Origin of the sequence: Winslowiella iniecta (genome assembly GCF_001267535.1) — a bacterium.
GTDB lineage: Bacteria > Pseudomonadota > Gammaproteobacteria > Enterobacterales > Enterobacteriaceae > Erwinia > Erwinia iniecta.
Genome location: NZ_JRXE01000023.1, coordinates 1 through 16,312, shown reverse-complemented (window position 1 = coordinate 16,312; position 16,312 = coordinate 1). Strand labels below are relative to the sequence as shown.

General features: G+C 50.2%; 13 protein-coding genes. All 13 read right to left on the bottom strand.

Going from position 1 to position 16,312, the window contains the following annotated elements; all coding sequences use genetic code 11:
- Positions 1-528, bottom strand: coding sequence for a type VI secretion system lipoprotein TssJ (gene tssJ / locus NG42_RS15885; protein WP_052900662.1), 528 nt, complete (start codon positions 526-528; stop codon positions 1-3).
- Positions 509-1,582: a type VI secretion system baseplate subunit TssG gene (tssG, locus tag NG42_RS15880; RefSeq protein ID WP_052900756.1), complete on the bottom strand. Its 1,074-nt coding sequence runs from the start codon at positions 1,580-1,582 to the stop codon at positions 509-511. Before tssG ends, tssJ begins: the two co-directional genes overlap by 20 nt.
- Positions 1,546-3,315 (bottom strand): type VI secretion system baseplate subunit TssF, encoded by a 1,770-nt coding sequence (gene tssF, locus NG42_RS15875; RefSeq protein WP_052900660.1) that lies wholly within the window; start codon positions 3,313-3,315, stop codon positions 1,546-1,548. Before tssF ends, tssG begins: the two co-directional genes overlap by 37 nt.
- A gap of 43 nt (positions 3,316-3,358) precedes the next feature.
- Positions 3,359-4,954 (bottom strand): type VI secretion system protein TssA, encoded by a 1,596-nt coding sequence (gene tssA, locus NG42_RS15870; RefSeq protein WP_052900658.1) that lies wholly within the window; start codon positions 4,952-4,954, stop codon positions 3,359-3,361.
- Between the two features lie 26 nt (positions 4,955-4,980).
- On the bottom strand, positions 4,981-8,238 hold the full coding sequence (locus NG42_RS15865) for an ImcF-related family protein (protein WP_072133305.1): 3,258 nt from the start codon (positions 8,236-8,238) through the stop codon (positions 4,981-4,983).
- Between the two features lie 3 nt (positions 8,239-8,241).
- The gene (locus NG42_RS15860) at positions 8,242-9,186 is read right to left on the bottom strand and encodes a hypothetical protein (RefSeq protein ID WP_156322252.1); all 945 of its coding nucleotides are present in this window, start codon (positions 9,184-9,186) and stop codon (positions 8,242-8,244) included.
- 208 nt (positions 9,187-9,394) lie between these two features.
- Positions 9,395-9,661 carry a PAAR domain-containing protein gene (locus NG42_RS15855; RefSeq protein WP_052900654.1) on the bottom strand — a complete coding sequence of 89 codons (267 nt, stop codon included), beginning with the start codon at positions 9,659-9,661 and terminating at the stop codon, positions 9,395-9,397.
- A gap of 69 nt (positions 9,662-9,730) precedes the next feature.
- Positions 9,731-10,603: a formylglycine-generating enzyme family protein gene (locus NG42_RS15850; protein ID WP_052900652.1), complete on the bottom strand. Its 873-nt coding sequence runs from the start codon at positions 10,601-10,603 to the stop codon at positions 9,731-9,733.
- Between the two features lie 20 nt (positions 10,604-10,623).
- Positions 10,624-11,502 carry a formylglycine-generating enzyme family protein gene (locus tag NG42_RS15845; RefSeq protein WP_052900650.1) on the bottom strand — a complete coding sequence of 293 codons (879 nt, stop codon included), beginning with the start codon at positions 11,500-11,502 and terminating at the stop codon, positions 10,624-10,626.
- 270 nt (positions 11,503-11,772) lie between these two features.
- The gene (locus tag NG42_RS23895; RefSeq protein WP_072133306.1) at positions 11,773-11,886 is read right to left on the bottom strand and encodes an SUMF1/EgtB/PvdO family nonheme iron enzyme; all 114 of its coding nucleotides are present in this window, start codon (positions 11,884-11,886) and stop codon (positions 11,773-11,775) included.
- Positions 11,887-12,547: 661 nt separating this feature from the next.
- Positions 12,548-13,417, bottom strand: a complete 870-nt coding sequence (locus NG42_RS15835; RefSeq protein ID WP_052900647.1) for a formylglycine-generating enzyme family protein — start codon at positions 13,415-13,417, stop codon at positions 12,548-12,550.
- Between the two features lie 7 nt (positions 13,418-13,424).
- Positions 13,425-15,746 (bottom strand): hypothetical protein, encoded by a 2,322-nt coding sequence (locus NG42_RS22485; protein ID WP_053116003.1) that lies wholly within the window; start codon positions 15,744-15,746, stop codon positions 13,425-13,427.
- Positions 15,747-15,775: 29 nt separating this feature from the next.
- On the bottom strand, positions 15,776-16,312 hold a 537-nt coding region (locus tag NG42_RS15825), incomplete at its 5' end, for a DUF2345 domain-containing protein (RefSeq protein WP_052900646.1).

Sequence of the window (16,312 nt, the reverse complement as noted above, 5' to 3'; positions counted from 1 at the left end):
TTAATCCTTAAGCGGTTTCAGTACCAGGTCGCCGTTGCCAAGGGCGATAACCCTGGCGTCATCCGCATCCAGATCGTTACGCTCCAGCACCAGACGCCAGCTGTTTTGCTGTAAGTTCGGCGAGCGGAACAGCCCGACCACCGCAACATATTTCGCCTGCGGATCCATCGGCATATCCAGCGAGGCGCTGCCGCCCGGCATCACCGTTACGTCACGCTGCGCCAGCATATCGGCGCTCAGCACCGTGTCGGCTTGAGTCAGCAAGGTCTGATAGTCCGCCTGGTCAAAGGCTTTACGATCTTTCAGCTGATACACGCGCAGCAGGGTCGCCAGCGGCACGTTACCCTCGTCGCTGTTCACCGCGCTGCGGGTGGTGAAATCCAGATGCAGGGTTTTGATGGTTTTATAGAAGATCGATTTGGTCACCGCCACCGTGCCATCAGAGACGCTCTGCGTCAGTCCGCAGCCACTCAGCAGTGCCGCACAAACCAGAGGGAATGCTGCTTGTTTAAAATTGATAACCGCCATCAATGGCCTCACGTTGAACAGGATTAGGTTTAAGCCCCTGATAACCATCCAGATTGATGGTGATATTATCAGGAAGTGTTGCAGGTTTACGGCTCGGTTTAAAACCAAGAATGCCGCTGCGCCCCAGCTGAATCTGCTGCCGTCGCAGCTGCGCCGCCGGCAGCACCGAATTCGGCAGCGTCAGTTGCAGCCGCGCGCTACAGCGCCAGCCGAGATAGACCCGCAGCAACACCAGCAGGTCGCTGTGCAGTTGCCCGCCGGGCAGCCAGGCTTGCGCTTCATCGGCGTCGGCGGTGTACAGTTTCAGCAGCAGCTGACTGTTGGCATCCAGCCCGGATTTTCCCAGTACCTGACGCTGCGACAGGCTGGCACGCTGCGTCTTGCTGAATCCCACCGGCCGGTGCAGTGCGATACGCTGCGGATAGTGCGCAATCACCCGCGCCCGGGTGTTCGGTGCCAGCAGCGTAACCAGCGCCTGCACGCCTTCGGCGGTGCGCGTCGGCAGGCGCATGGTGCTGAGCAGCGCCAGAAAGCGCGACATTGGTGTGGCAATCTGCTTCGCCGAGCCGGGAATGCCGAGGCCAATCAGCCCCAGCAGACATTGCGACGTGGCATCGCGCCCGCCGGTTTCAAAGCTGGCGGGATAAGAGTATTTACGCCAGATGCGATAAAACTGAGTGAAAACGCGATGATTAAAGATATCGAGAAAGCCCTCAATCGCTTCATGCCCTTCGCGCCGCTGCGCAATATCATCGAGATAGCTGGTCGGCAGCGGCGAATCGACGCCGTATAAACCGAGGAAGGTGGTGCGCACCGTTGGCGGTTGCTGCTCGCGCCATTCAACATTTTTCAGTTCGCTGACCGGAAACCCCATGCCGGGATGGGGACGAAAACGCACCGGGTCGTCAGCGGGCGATGAGGTTGAACCCAGCGGCACCGCGCTGTCGGTGACATTTTCCAGCAGCTGGCAGAAACGGTAGAAATTGGTTTTTGGTAGTGCAGGCGCTAAACGCGCAATCAGCCGGGAATGCGCTGACTGTGATTCTCTTTCCATCGCAGGCATTTCCCTCCGGGTTGCAGGATCAGCGTTAACTGATTGAATAAATGGATATCGGCATACAGTGCAAAGAACTGATTCAGCATCTCGCCGAACAGGCAGATATCCCCTTCGCCGCTAAAGCCATCGCTGTTTAACGTCACTTCAATATCGACACCGCGCAGTAAAAAGCCCTGCTCAAAGCGCTGAATCAGATGATGTTTCACATCCACAATCGACTCCAGCCGACGACGGTTCATTTCGCTGTCGGTCCAGTCATACAGCGCCAGCGTGCCGCGCAGCACTTCGGCGTTATCCATCATGCTAAGGAAGTTCGAGCCAAGATGGCTCAGCACCCGCCAGTGAAAACGGTCTTCGGCCGGGGGATAGCACGGCATGGTTGGCGCACAAAGGTTCTGCACCTTAAGCGGCACCTGAGTGGTTTGCAGCGCCGAGTCCAGCAGCGTGCTGCGCAGTGTTTTGCGCGGTAACTGTCCGTTAGTGCCGGTAATACGCAATGACAGCGTTTCGCCAGGCTGCTGCTTTTCACTTTCAAAAGCATCGCCACCCAGAATCAACCAGGTATCGTGCAGGCCGGACGGACCGCGCCGCACCCGCGTATGGTAATAGCGCTCCGGCGCGGTGTGGCGCAGCATGCCGCCGCGATGACGGAAGCTGGTAAAAGGCACATATTCCTGCTCGTGTGCCCGCTTTGACGAGCGCACATTATCCACCGAATAGATTTCGGTATGGCCGTCCTGCACCCGCAACGGACGCAGCAGATACTCATTTTCCAGCCCGGAAATACTGAGCGGATCGGCATCCAGCTCAAACAGGTTAATCACCGGCACACAGTGCAGTTTGATATTGTCGCGGGAGAACGGCAGATCGTACGGCCAGTGCTCATCCAGCACGATATCCAGTTCAAACCACGGCAGCGCCGCCGGGAAAGCGATATTTTCCAGCCCGTTCAGCGCCACAAACATAAACTTTTCACGGAAGGTGAAGTATTCCAGCAGCAGCTGATAGCCGCTGAACGCGGTATCGATTTTCGGCCACAGACTGTCATCCGGCGCGAAGCCCAGCGGAGAGAAATAACTGTCGAGCCGACGCCGATCCACTCCGCGCTGACCCGGATAGCGCAGATAAATCGCCTGAGTATGACGCGTCAGCGCCAGATGCAGCGCCGAACTGACCGGGCTGTCGGCATTGAGATACAGCGGCAGACGGCGTAAATCCACCTCGCGCCAGTCGGCCAGCGCGCTACAGTCAAAACGCAGGCGGATCATCGAGCGGCCATCGGCTTCGGTCTGCAACGACGCCTCACTGAGCGCCAGCGGATTCAGCGTCATCGGGCGGGTAGTACGATAGCGGCAGCGGGTGGCTTTGCTGCCGACCGGTTGCGACAGCACTTCAAACCCGGCATCCACTTTATCGCTGACCTTCATTGCGCGATGATTTGGCGACAGCTCAACAATCGACAGCGACGGAATGGTGCGCAGATAGTGCGGCCACAACAGGCTGACCAGCCCTTCGGTCAGTTCCGGCAGGTCGTCATCGAGCTTTTCGCGCAGCCGCCCCATCATAAATGCAAAGCCTTCAAACAAGCGCTCAACGTACGGGTCGCGATCGCCGACTTTATCCAGATTCAGCATCGCAGCGCGATCGGGATGCGCCTGAGCAAACTCTTTCGCGGCGTCTTTCAGATAGCGCATTTCGGCTTCGTAATAGCGCAGGGTTAAATCATCCATTCGGACCTCAGAATCAATTTATAACAGCCACATCAGCCCGACATTACTGGCACAACACCGCTGCCTGCGCCGGGTCAATCGCCACCAGCCCGGCAAGCAGCGCATCAATTTGCTGCGCCAGCGCGACTTTATCGCCCTCGCTGCGCTGCAACTTAAGGCGCAGTAATTTCAGTAAACGCGCTTTTACTTCAAACATTAACGCCGGTTCCCACTGCGCCAGCTGCAATGGCGCGGCGCTGTGGTCCAGCTCACTCAGCAGATGCTGCGCCATCTCATTTTTGCCGCACTGCTCGGCGACGCGCGCCATCAGCAGGCGTTGCAACCAGCGGTCGCGCATCGAAGTCATCTCCGGCAGACTGGCTATCCAGCGCAATGCGGCATCCAGCCCTTCGCTGTCGGCTTTGGTCAGCGCCTCACCTTCCAGCGCGTAAATATCGTAGTTTTCACCCGGCGTGACCGCCTGTGTATCCGGCTGCCAGCGCTGCTGATTGCCCTGCACATGCTGCTCGATCCACTGACGCGTGGTGTCATCGGCGAACGGCGTGCCGTCGTTAAAATATTGCAGCTCCAGCTCCGGCAGCCGTTCGAGAAACATTCCGAGGTCGCGCTTCGCAATCTCGCTCCACTGCTCATACGGATGGCCCGATTTCGTCAGCGCCTGGCAGGCGTACCACTGCAAATCGAGCCAGAAATGGTTTACCCCTTCGATAAACATCCGCTCGACCTGCTCCAGCAGCTCCATCCAGCTCTGTTGCAGATGCAGTCGCTTTAGCTGAGCGCGCAGTTCGGCACGCGGCGGCATCAGCCGGGTACGCCCCGCGCTGTCCTGTGGCGGCAACTGGTGCACCGTATCCCAGCGCACGCTGCGCATCAGTCGCGAACTGGCCAGCCAGCCCTGCGGCTGGTCACGCAGATAACGCGACAGCTCGCGCGCCTGATCGAGCAAGTCACGCCCGGACTGAATCCGTTGCACCGCCGCAGGCGCGCTCTGTACCGCCGGTGCAGGCGCACTTTGCTCGCCCGAAACCACCGCAGAGGCGGCGGCGGGCGCTTCACCGCCCGCCAGCGTCAGACGCTTTTCCAGCAGCTTGACCAGCCCGCTTAAATCCGGGCGGCTGGCGTCATCCCAATCGGCAAACTGGCCGTCGAGCAGCGCCAGTGCGGCAATAATATTCTCGATATCCTGACGACTGGCTTCGGGATACAACGACAGGCTGTCCTGAATTTTGCTGCCTGCCAGCCACTCCAGCGCCGCTTTACGGCTTTTCGCCCGCGTCGGCAGTAGCTGTTGACCAAAGCGCTCCACCAGCCCGGCCAGCAGCGTCAGCCCCGCAGCCAGACCGCTTTCGCCCTCCTGATGCAGCCGCGCCCAGCTGTAGTAGGTCGCCACGCGCACATCTTTGCACTGTTCAGTTAACAGCTTCTGCGCCAGCTGTGCGATTAACGCGGTATCAACGCCGGAAAGCTTATTGACCTCTTCCCGCATCCGCTGAAAGTCATCGTCATACGCCGGATCGTCACCCACCGGTTGTTGCTCACTGATGGGGTGTAACCAGGCTTGCCATTGCTCCAGCTGCTGTTGCGCCTGCTGGCTGGCATCGCGCTGCGTAAAGCAGCGCTGAATTAATTTTTGCAGCATAAGGATTTCGCTTGTTACGCGGTTGATTAGAGGAAAATCTGTTGGGGCAGGCGGAAGCCTTTTAATTCCAGCAGCGCCAGCGGGCCGGAACCGGCTTCGGTGCGCAGGATATAGTTCAGCGGCAGACCATCCTGCGCTTTCCAGCTAATCTGATAACGGCTGCTGTCGAGCTGTTTCACATCCGCCCGCTCCAGCAGGCGAATCAGCCCCCAGCTGCCCTGATAATCCGCATACTGTCGGCTACCGGCAGTGACGCTCGACCAGTTAAGTAGCACGCCCGGTTTATACACATTGCCCGGCCAGCTGACGGCGCTCCAGCTCTCCATCTGGTTGAAATATTTGATGTCCTGCCCGTCGATAGTGATATCGGTCTGCACCACATTGCGCGATGGCCGCGCCATCAGTTCGAAATGCATCCCGGCATCGCCGCTGGCAAACAGAATATCCGACAGCGCACTTAACTGATTAACCGCGCGCAGAAACGCCGGGTTGATCTGCATTCCCTGAGTGTTCATCACGTCCGGCACCCACTGGTTACCCTCTTTATGCAGCACGCCGTTCAGGCGCGACTTGATAAAGGCGTCGATGCGACCGCTGTCGCTGCGCAGATATTTCGCCAGCAGCGGCAGTGAAGCATCACTTTGCGTGGTATTAAACGGATAACGTCCGGCGAATGACTTATTCCACTCATCGACAATCGCGTGCTGCCATTGGCTGTTCAGGCTTTCCGAGGTCGGCGACAGCACCTGCTGCCACGCCTGCTCCAGCGGCTGGACAAACAGCGCTTCACCTAAACCATTCCAGTCCTGACCGAGGCTGGCCGACATCAGGCTGCCGTAATCACGGGTATCCGCCAGATCGACGGATTTACCCTGGAAAATGGTCTGCGCCAGCGACTGCGCCATCGCCTGCGGATCGGCAGAATGGGTGATCTGTTGCAGCTTCAGGCGCACGCGATTCACCCGCGTCATAAAGGTTTGCAGACTAAGATTATTACTGCCCTGACCACCGGCATCGCCTTTAGCCAGCGCCAGCAGCGGCGTAAAGGTATCCGCCATTGGCGCAGGCATCACCACGCGGGTTTTCACTTCGCTGGCGGCGGGGGCGCTGAATACATCCTGCGCGCTGTTCAGTTGCTCAGTCACCGTATACTGACCGGTCTCAGCCTGATAAACCACGGTATCCATCAGCGCCACCAACGGTGACTGGCGTGCATCGGTCATCAGCGTCATCTGGTCAATGGCATCAGACAGGCTGTCGCTGCTGTTCCAGCGGATACTGTTAAGGAAGTTCTGCCAGACATTGGCGAAGTCAGTAAAATAGTGGCTGGTCAGCCGTGCCTGCAAAGTATCCGGCGACAGATTTTTCTCCGCTGAGTCCGGATTATCGGTCAGTACCCAGTCCACCGCCTCACGACGCTGAGCCACCCGTTTCGCAATCGCCGGTTTCACCTGCTGCTCCCACGCCTGACGGGTGAAAATCCCCGGCACGACTTCGCGGCTGGAAAACAACGAACCGGCATCGGTATCGCCGACCATCTGATTTAGCGTCAGCTCAGTAAAGGCTGGAGCCAGCTGGTGCAGCATCTGTTGATACAGACGATCTTCCACGCTGCGTGACGCGGTAGTGCGCAACAATGCGCGACGTGCGGCGCTAACCTGATTGCTGTCCGGCGTAATACGCCACTCAGGATGCTGCGGCAGATTTTGTGCATAGAAACCATACAGCGCAGGCGCGCTGCTCTGCCACATCCCCTCACTGACGCCTTCACGCTGCGGCCAGTTTTTTACCAGCCCGGCGGAGAGAAATGCCGCATCGCTTTTTTGCGGATGCGCCATCATCAGCAAGGTTTTCAGACGGTCATAATCCGCCTTCCGCGCCGCCGCAGGCATCTGCGCCAGCTGCTGCTGCAAGTGGCTGGCGGTCTGATCGCGCATCAGCGTATTATTGCTTCTGGCGTACCACGGCCAGAGAGCCGCCAGCCGATCGCCGCTCTGATCCAGACCAAAACGCTGATACCAGGGCGCACCATGGCGATGTTGATATTGCAGACGTGCAATTTCCTGCTGCAATGCCAGCTGACGGGCAATTCGCGTATCCAGCGGCTGCTTGCTGTCGCCTGCCGCCTGCGCCAGCTCACTGCTGGTTTTTAGCTGCGCACGATTGCTGGTAAATGACAGCAGACTGCCGAACGCCCACAGCGCCGCCAGCCCCATCACACTCCACTGCACGCACTTCTCCCATGGCACTCCAGGACGGTGCGCATGCTGATGTTGGATATCATCAAGCACACTTTTCCAGCTGGCGTCGGCCAGCCAGCTATGCTGCGCCACCGCCGGATTGTTGCCCGCAGGCAGACTAAACATCACACCGGCCAGATGCAGCGCCTGTGGACCGGCGATCAACGGTTGCAGGCTCTGTTTCAGCCGTGCAATACCGCCGGTTGCCAGCTCCTGAGCCAGTCGCAGCAGAAAATCATGGCGCGGATGAGCGATCAGCTGCTGCATACCCTGCTCACTCAGCCGCGGCGTCAGGGCGCATAACCCTTTTTCCAGTCCATCCGGCGAAGCATTGGCCGCCAGCAGACAACCCACCGGCTGGCTGACGCGTTCGCTTTGCTGCCACTCGCTGCGATGCAGTTCCCACAGATAGACCGGCACCTGCCAGCCGAGCGCCTGATAGCGCTGATGCAACTGACGAACCACCGCATCCACCTGCGCCGCCTGACGGCTCTGCTGCTCGTCAGCCACCCACAGCATCGCATCCACCGGACGACGACGGCGCAGCTTACGCAGCGCCTGCATTCTCTCCGCATCCGGCGCAGCAGTGGCGCTGCCGCCCCACACCAGCAGCGTGCCTTCGCCTTCCAGCCACTGCTGGCTGGCTAACCCCGGCACTAACTGTTCAACGCGCGGCGTGTCGCCCAGCACCAGCAGAATACGCACGCTGGATTTCCAGCGGCGGCCATAGCGGTAGCGGAGATGGGTGGTGAGGGTGTCGAGGAAATTATCCTGATGTTGTTCCAGTCGGGCTTCGTCTTGCGGATATAGCGTATTTTTACCGGCCTTGCTTTTTGCACGCGCAAGATGGAAAACGGAAGTGGCAGCAGGAATAAGAAGAACAATCAGTAAAACGATAACCGAGAGCAGCCAGACGATAACTTTTCTGACATTGCTATCAATTCCCAACTGCCCACCGTATTGCCAGATAAGCCAGCCCAACGCGGCTGAGATGATTGCAAACAAGGCGAAAATGCCGCCCCTGTTCCATTTTGTATTAACCATGCGTTATGACTCCAGTGATTGCACGGCGTGAATAAACCAGCCGCTGTGATGCTTCGCCAGCATCAAACATTCGCTTTTCATTACTAATGCCGTATCTGACGCCAGTCCTGCAGCTAACCATGCAGCACAGGGGCCGGGTAACCCGACAAAACGTTCAATATCGCGGATATGTTCCACTTTTAGCTCCCCTCCTTCCGCCAGGCTTTGCTGCAACATGGTTACGGTCAGCGGCATCGCTTGCTTATCAGCGCAGTAACAAGCAGTGGCACTTTTGGCGGTGGGTTGTGTGGTAATCAGGGTGCGGTAATCTTCGGCAAAGTGCTCTTCAACAGATAACATTGGCCGGTAAATTTTATTACTGGCTGGCAGTTGATGTTTTTCCGCCACATCATCTGCCGTCATAACAAAAACGCCTGATGCATCAGAAAACTTATTGTCTTCACTATGCTGAACAATCAAATAGATCTTCACACACTCCTGAGGGGTTTTAAGCCAGCGCTCAAGTTCGGTGTAGTAATCAACTTCAGTGGTGTGCATTGTTGGCTGCGGTAAAACATCAGACAGGCTTTGCTGCCACCAAATTTCTGCCTCCAGCAACAACTCTTTCTGCTGTTGTTGCTCAAGATTGCTGACCAGCAACAACTCAATGGATATCTGTCGGGGTAACGCCGCTAAAGCATTTTTTACTGAACCTAACAATGTCTGCACCGTGCTTTTGGCATCAGAATCGAGGTAATCAATTTTCTTCACCAGGCCGGCACTGGTTTCAATACGCTCTTCGGCTTTCGCAATCGTATTTGCAGTAATATTGCCGGGTAAAAATACATAGGATTTTACTAACGCGATATAACGCGCCGCCCAGACTTGCCAGGCTGCCTCAATCTGCTGACTCTCTTGCTGCCACGCATGCCAGCTATTATTTTTATGCGAGTAAATCAAATAGCGCATAAAAAGCATTAACATCAACACAGCAATTACGGCAGCCGTAACAGCGGCAACCTGAGAGATAGTAATCAAGCCTGGTCGTAATAAAGAGATTAAATTAAATGCAGAAACCGCAAGCATCAGCACTGCGGCTATTGCCGCAAAACATTTTGCTATTCCGGGCGGTTCAGGTTTAGCTACCATTTCAATAACAGGTTTATTCCAGCGCATATCAACCTACTGCCACTTCCGGCACGCTGGATATCAGCTGACAACCACACTCGCAGCGGCAACCCTGTACCGCAATCGGTTTGCCATCAGACATCCAGTCTGCAGCACCTTCAACAATTTTATTAACCCCATGGCCCGTTTGCGGACAGCTAACCTGGTCACCGATCAGCGCTACTTTTTTCCCATTGACGACCATCGTAGAGGATGCGGAAATTACCTGACCGCCGTGGCTGGTTTTATCGCCTAACAGGATAAATCCTTTTGACATAAGCACTCCTCAATCGTTTTTACCGAGGTAATAAGAAAGTTATTTTTTAGTCGTGTTTGTATTTGAAGATTAGTTAATTACGCAGCGGAAATTATAATTAGGTGGGAAACCATGACCTTCCTCACCAGGATAAGATTTCTCATGTTGCCGAAAAACAGATTGATTGGTCATAACTCCGCCTCCACTCTGATAACCGCGGACAACTTTTTCCGTGCCATTTTCTGGCCCCTGTGGATTATTTTTTTGAGATTGCCGATAGTATTTTTCACTATACCAATCCTTAACCCAGTCAACGCCGTTTCCTGCCATATCGTACAAGCCGGATTTATTAGGCGGAAATTTTCCAACGGGTATATTATAAACTGACTCATCTGTCATCTGATAGCGTTGCTCTCCAGATGGAATATCTTTACCATATTCAAAATTTCCGCTTCCGGTTGCATAAACAACAAGTTCCCCACCACTGCGGGCAGAATATTCCCATTGCGCTTCGGTTGGCAAAGAAATATTTTTCCCTGCAGACTTTCCAAGCCATAAGCAAAACTCATTTGCCTGATCCCAGGTAACTGATACAGGCATATCAGGAGCGCGTAATTTAGGGTTTGACTTTAGAACCTTAGGTAGCTCGAGTTTATCTTTACCTGTTACTTCGGTATAAACATCATAGTCTTTGTAAGTGACTTTATATTTACCGATACTAAAATCACTCAGCGTAACGTCATGCAATGGTTTATTATCATTCTCACCTGTCAGTGGCAGCTTTTCTCCAATAAGACGCCCGAAGTCGCCCATTTGGAAAGTTCCGCCTTTAATGACCACCATATTATTAAGTGAACGGTTAACTAATTTATCTATTTCGTCTTTATCTTTCGTCGAAAAAATATCTGAATAGTCGCAAGAGGAAATAAAAACAGGGACTGCTAACCATAAAAATCGTTTCATGTAATTGCTATATTATCGCTTCAGTGGTTAATGACACAACGGGCATTGTAATAAGGTATCAATACGCCACTTTTACCAACATCAGGCTTTCTTGACTGGCGAAATACCGTCTGATTGGCAAAGGCCCCACCTCCATTTTGAAAGCCCCTGACTACCTTTTTTTCACCCTTTACTGGCCCCTGAGGATTTTTTTTAGTGGATTTAGCGTAGTAATCTGGAGCATACCAGTCGATCATCCAGTCTACTCCGTTGCCAGCCATATCGTAGAGCCTCAACGGCGTTGGCGGAAATTTACCTACCGGATAGTTCATTGATCGCATACCAGACATTTCAACCCCTTGCTCCACCGAAGCAAGATTACGTCCGCGCTCGAATTTACCATTATCAGTGGCATAAATTACAAACTTGCCACCATCGCGCGCCGCATATTCCCACTGGGCTTCGGTTGGCAAATCCATTTCTTTATTAGCAGATTTCCCCAACCACTGACAGTAGTCTCTGGCTTGCTGCCAGTTAAGTGCCGCTGGCATATCAGCAGTCTGAACCTTATCTTTATGATCTTTATATCCGTAAGGAACCTCTGGTTTATCCAGATGCTTTATCTTTGCGTAAATATCATAGTCACGCCAGGTCACTTTGTACTTGCTTATGCTAAAATCGCTCAATGTAACGTCATGGAGGACTTTATTATCGGGCTCAGTTGTTAACGGTAATTCATCCCCAACTAGCGGGCCAAAATCTCCCATTCTAAAGTTACCACCTTTTACACTCACCATATTTTCTATAGAGCGGTTAACTAACTCTTGCTGAGATTTCTGTTTTCTAATATCTAGCCCACTATTATTATCACAAGAGGAAGTTATTAATGATATAAGAGTAATTAAGACAGGTAATTTCATTTAAAACACCCACAAATAAAAACATTTAGAAAAAATCATAAAGAACATATACAGAAAAGTCACTTCCAAAAATTCCAATTAAAAAATTAGTTAATAACACATCTAAACTTATATATAGGAGATATTCTTATATATTTTTTCTTAATATCGGGAGAAAGGTGCTGTCTGAATACAGTGTAGTTAGTTAACTCTGCCCCTCAGCTTAAAAACCCGCGAACTACTTTTTCCTGATCTTTATTTTGACCTTGTGGGTTTTTGGCGAGTAATTTTCTAATAATCAAGACAATACCAATCCTCGACCCAATCAACGCCATTCCCTGCCATATCATATAATCCAAGAGGTGCAGGTGGAAACTCTCGAACTGGATAGTTGAAAGCAGGTATGCCTGTCTTTTTGAATTTTGATCCAGAAGTGGAGAGTTAATTCCAGGGTTATAATTCCAACTTTGGTTGCATAAAAATTTAGTTTCCCGCCATCTCTTGCAGCATATTCCCATTGTGCTTCCGTGGGCAAATAAACTTTCCTTCAAGATTGCTTACCAATCCACCTGCAAAGAATTTTTAGCCTGCTCCTATGTAACTGATACTGGCATACTATCATTACGAAGCTCTGGATAGTCGTCATAGTAATCAGGTAATTTAACCTCTGGAAAATCTGCCAATTTTGTGTATTTATCGAACTCTTTATACCTGCTATATATTAACTGATACTGAAGTCAATCAGCGTAACGTCATGCAAAGGTTCATCACCACTCTCACCTGTCAGTGGCAGATTTTCTCATGTAAGACGCCCGAAGTCGCCCACCTGGAAAGTTCAGACTTTTAAAACCACAATATTATCAAGGTAGCGACTTATCAGTTCATCCTGCATTCTTTGATAATCAGCACTAAGTTTACCACTATCATCACATGCGGATACCATCAAGCTTAATAGAACAAGAGTCCTATTTGTTAAAATTTAAAAAAGTTTAATTATAGAATATTTGTAGAAAATTAAATGACCAATTGAAGGTAAATACTCTCCCACCTGCAATATTTTAATTAATTACTTATTAACCACGCATCGGAAATTATATTTGGGTGGAAACCCACGGCCTTCCTCTCCAGGATAGGGTTTCGCATGTTGCCGATATACAGACTGATTAGTCATAACTCCGCCTCCACTCTGATAACCACGGACAACTTTTTCCGTGCCATTTTCTGGCCCCTGCGGATTATTTTTTGGCGATTGACGATAGTATTTTTCATTATACCAGTCTTTAACCCAGTCAACACCATTTCCTGCCATATCATATAATCCAGATTTGACAGGCGGGAACTTTCCAACGGGAATATTAAATAGCGGTTCATCTGTCATTTGAGAACGTTGCTTGCTGGAAGGAATATCCTTGCCGTATTCAAACCCTCCACTTCCTGTCGCATAAATAATAAACGCCCCGCCACTTCTGGCAGAATATTCCCATTGCGCTTCGGTTGGCAAAGAAATATTTTTTCCTGCAGACCTTCCAAGCCATAAGCAAAACTCATTTGCCTGATCCCAGGTGACTGATACAGGCATGTCAGGAGCCCGCAGCTTAGGATTTGATTCTAAAGCTTTAGGTAGCTCAAGTTTATCTTTACCTGTTACTTCGGTATAAATATCATAGTCTTTGTAAGTGACTTTATATTTACCGATGCTAAAATCACTCAGCGTAACGTCATGTAATGGTTCATCATCATTCTCACCTGTAAGTGGAAGTTTTTCTCCTATAAGACGCCCGAAGTCGCCCATCTGGAAAGTTCCGCTTTTCATATCTACCATCTGAGAAAGTTGATTTTCAATTAGTTTTTTTTTAAGTTCTTTATTTTTATCCGAACCTGAACCATCGCATGATGATAATAAAAATGGCAAAGCAACATAAAAATATTTAATCATAATCAACCTATGCTATTCTATTATTTTCATCTTCTTGCTCATTAATTATAGCAAGGTATTCATCCATTAAGCTTGAAGGGATTTCTCTCAATTCATCATCAGGTGACACTTCGTGTCCATCTGGTAAGTCATTATATAATTTAGCTAATTTCTTGCCATATTGTGTTGATAGCTCACCCAATTGATAAACCTCTCCCTCTGACAAGAACTCTATAACTTTCTTTTCATTACCTTTCCAGTCACTCTTAATTGTATCATCAGCAGGCCTTGCTGAAATATGCTGCATTACATTACGATAATCTGATTTAGACTGTACCCACCTAAGTGAATTGAATATTGCTTGCTTCCTTAATTTCACTGGGCCAAACTTAAGAACATTAATACGCTGACTCAATTTATCGGACAATACATTATAGTTTTGGTTTCTTGGGTCAACATAATCCCATCCACTGTTATCCATTAGCATGTAAATAACAGCCCCCTTAGACTCAGGAGGTGTATACTTCAGTACTTCTGGACTTTGATTTATCTTAACCATTAACCTGACTCTCTTATTCTCTTCACATAGAGAGTCATAGAGCTGGAAATATGCACTTTCCGCATCTGAAACTATAACTTTTCCGAGATCAACACCTTTACTAATCGCAATCAAAGGAATGGTACAAAATGTCTTATAGGCATCTACAGCCATTACTGAAAGAGCTTTCTGATAATCAATATTCCTCAGTAAATAGATAAAAAACTCAAAAAAATCATATATGGTGTTGGTACTGACCTCAAATCCTATTGACCCTTTCGCTCCCACCCCCCAGCACAAACCCGCTTTGCAATAAATTCGGAATCTTCCTGAAACAAAGGTAACGTAGAATGTTCCACCGCCACCTGCTCCCGCCTGAAATTTAAATTCAGGTTTTATCTCAGCGAAAGAACGGAAATCTTTATCATCGTCACTTTTCCCTTCATTCAGTTCAGAAAGCTCCGGTGGCTTCCACTGTAGCGCACCCGCAATATTGCCACCGACTTCAACTCCGGCAAACGCTGCAAGTTCTCCTCCCGCCTTCGCATCAGGGATTTCAACAGAAATATCAGATGAACTCACACCAGGCAGCTGATTTAATTTTAATTTAGCCCTGGAGCCTCGGATGCCATAGGATTCGCCCATATCCTTGCCTGTGTCAAGTGATATTCCGGCTTCAACTGCAAGGCTCGCACCAATGCTGCCCGATGCTTCAATTGTTAATTTTAATTTAATAAAGCCAACAGATCCCAATGTTCCATTAGGTGTCACTTCGCATTTATTTTTCGCACAGAAAGCTTTGTCGGCAGCAACCTCAGCACGCAATGGAAACTTAATCTCCCGCCCCACTTTATCAGGGAAATGGAATGCAGCCTCTGCTTTAGCTTCACCCAGCACAAAACTGGCATTTGCTTTAAGCTTTAGATCACCGTTTTGCAACATAGGGTTAAGCTCACTTTCCAACCCTACACCACTGGTAAACCTCATTAGCTGTGCCTGGGCGCTGAGATCCACATTCTTATTTTTATTAAAAGAATCAGATAATGAATCAGAACTCTCTTTGATTGCCTCATTCATTTTTTTTGCCCAACTACTCAGAATGACATTTGTTTCCAGCTTATCAAATTCATCTTTTAAAAACTCCGTCTTTATTTTTCTTTCAACTTCAGAGTATTTTTCTTTAAGTTTGGCCGTGTCAATCACACTACGTTCACGGGTTTTCGGCTGACGATTCCCATTCTCATCGGTGACATAAGTCGTATATTGTTGTTTTTTGAAAAAGCTGTCTTCCGTACCCTTATTATCACTACCACTAAGTTTATAGGTTCTCCAGTGATTTCTTATACGGTTAGAACGAACATAGGTCTTCTTAAAACCAACAGCCCCTTTCTTTGACATCGGAATCAATTCCATGATGCCAATACCACTATCCTTACTGCCTTCACTTAGTAATTCGGCATCACTGACTTCAGGCGTCAACTCTGCTAATGCATTACGTAGTTCTTCTGTTGTTTGATTAACTTTGTCATAAGCCTGTTTCATCAGGCTCTCGGCTTTAGCTTTGTTAACTTTAACAATGTCAATACACTGATCTGTTGCTTTCTCAAGCTCAGCCTTTGCGGCCAACTGAGCATCGATCAGGCGACTTAACAGGTCTTGTTCCTGTACAAAATCATTATGATCGCCACCCGGCACCAGCAAAAAGGTTGCGCTACCAGGATGAAAATAAAGCTCGCTACCTGCGCTGACTTTAGCTGGAATTCCCTTAGATACAGCTTCAGTATTACCTTGCTGTTTTTCATTATTAGACATTCTTGTTATCCTCTGAATTTAGCGAACTATCAGATAAATTCGATCTGCATGCTATCTGGTTTAGCCGTATACACTTCAGCTGTTTTACCTTCAGCATCCGTATATCCTTCGAAGGTCTTCCCTTCACTGGTTGTAATCCGATAGCGTTTGTTTGGCAGAATCTGACCACTATTTTCATCAGTGGCAATAAAGTACTCGCTAAACCCAACCGGCAATTCAGGTGGCGTAACGTTAATATTTGCGGAGCCCATCTTCTGCACGTTTTGGCTTTTAAGCAGAATATTCCCCGGACATCCCAACTCAATATTACCGTCTTTCAGACGGATATATCCGCCGCCGCAGGTAAGTAATAACTCTTCGTACGCACTTACCGTGACTTTATTATTAACGCTGGTAATCGAAACATCTTCCTTCGCCAGCAGGTTCATCGCATCGCCCTGCGCCTGGATATCCACCTTGCCCTTTCCGGCAAACAGTTTCATACCCGATTTCCGTGCGAACAGGCTCACCGACTCTCCGGCAGAAGCCGTAAACGATTTCCCGCTGCTGATGTCGGTGTTCTGCCC

Coding starts and splice junctions, on each gene's coding strand:
- tssJ (WP_052900662.1), bottom strand. CDS start 528: ATGGCGGTTATCAATTTTAAACAAGCAGCATTCCCTCTGGTTTGTGCG.
- tssA (WP_052900658.1), bottom strand. CDS start 4,954: ATGCTGCAAAAATTAATTCAGCGCTGCTTTACGCAGCGCGATGCCAGC.
- NG42_RS15850 (WP_052900652.1), bottom strand. CDS start 10,603: ATGAAACGATTTTTATGGTTAGCAGTCCCTGTTTTTATTTCCTCTTGC.
- NG42_RS15845 (WP_052900650.1), bottom strand. CDS start 11,502: ATGAAATTACCTGTCTTAATTACTCTTATATCATTAATAACTTCCTCT.
- NG42_RS15855 (WP_052900654.1), bottom strand. CDS start 9,661: ATGTCAAAAGGATTTATCCTGTTAGGCGATAAAACCAGCCACGGCGGT.
- tssG (WP_052900756.1), bottom strand. CDS start 1,582: ATGGAAAGAGAATCACAGTCAGCGCATTCCCGGCTGATTGCGCGTTTA.
- NG42_RS15865 (WP_072133305.1), bottom strand. CDS start 8,238: ATGGTTAATACAAAATGGAACAGGGGCGGCATTTTCGCCTTGTTTGCA.
- NG42_RS15860 (WP_156322252.1), bottom strand. CDS start 9,186: ATGCGCTATTTGATTTACTCGCATAAAAATAATAGCTGGCATGCGTGG.
- NG42_RS22485 (WP_053116003.1), bottom strand. CDS start 15,746: ATGTCTAATAATGAAAAACAGCAAGGTAATACTGAAGCTGTATCTAAG.
- NG42_RS15835 (WP_052900647.1), bottom strand. CDS start 13,417: ATGATTAAATATTTTTATGTTGCTTTGCCATTTTTATTATCATCATGC.
- tssF (WP_052900660.1), bottom strand. CDS start 3,315: ATGGATGATTTAACCCTGCGCTATTACGAAGCCGAAATGCGCTATCTG.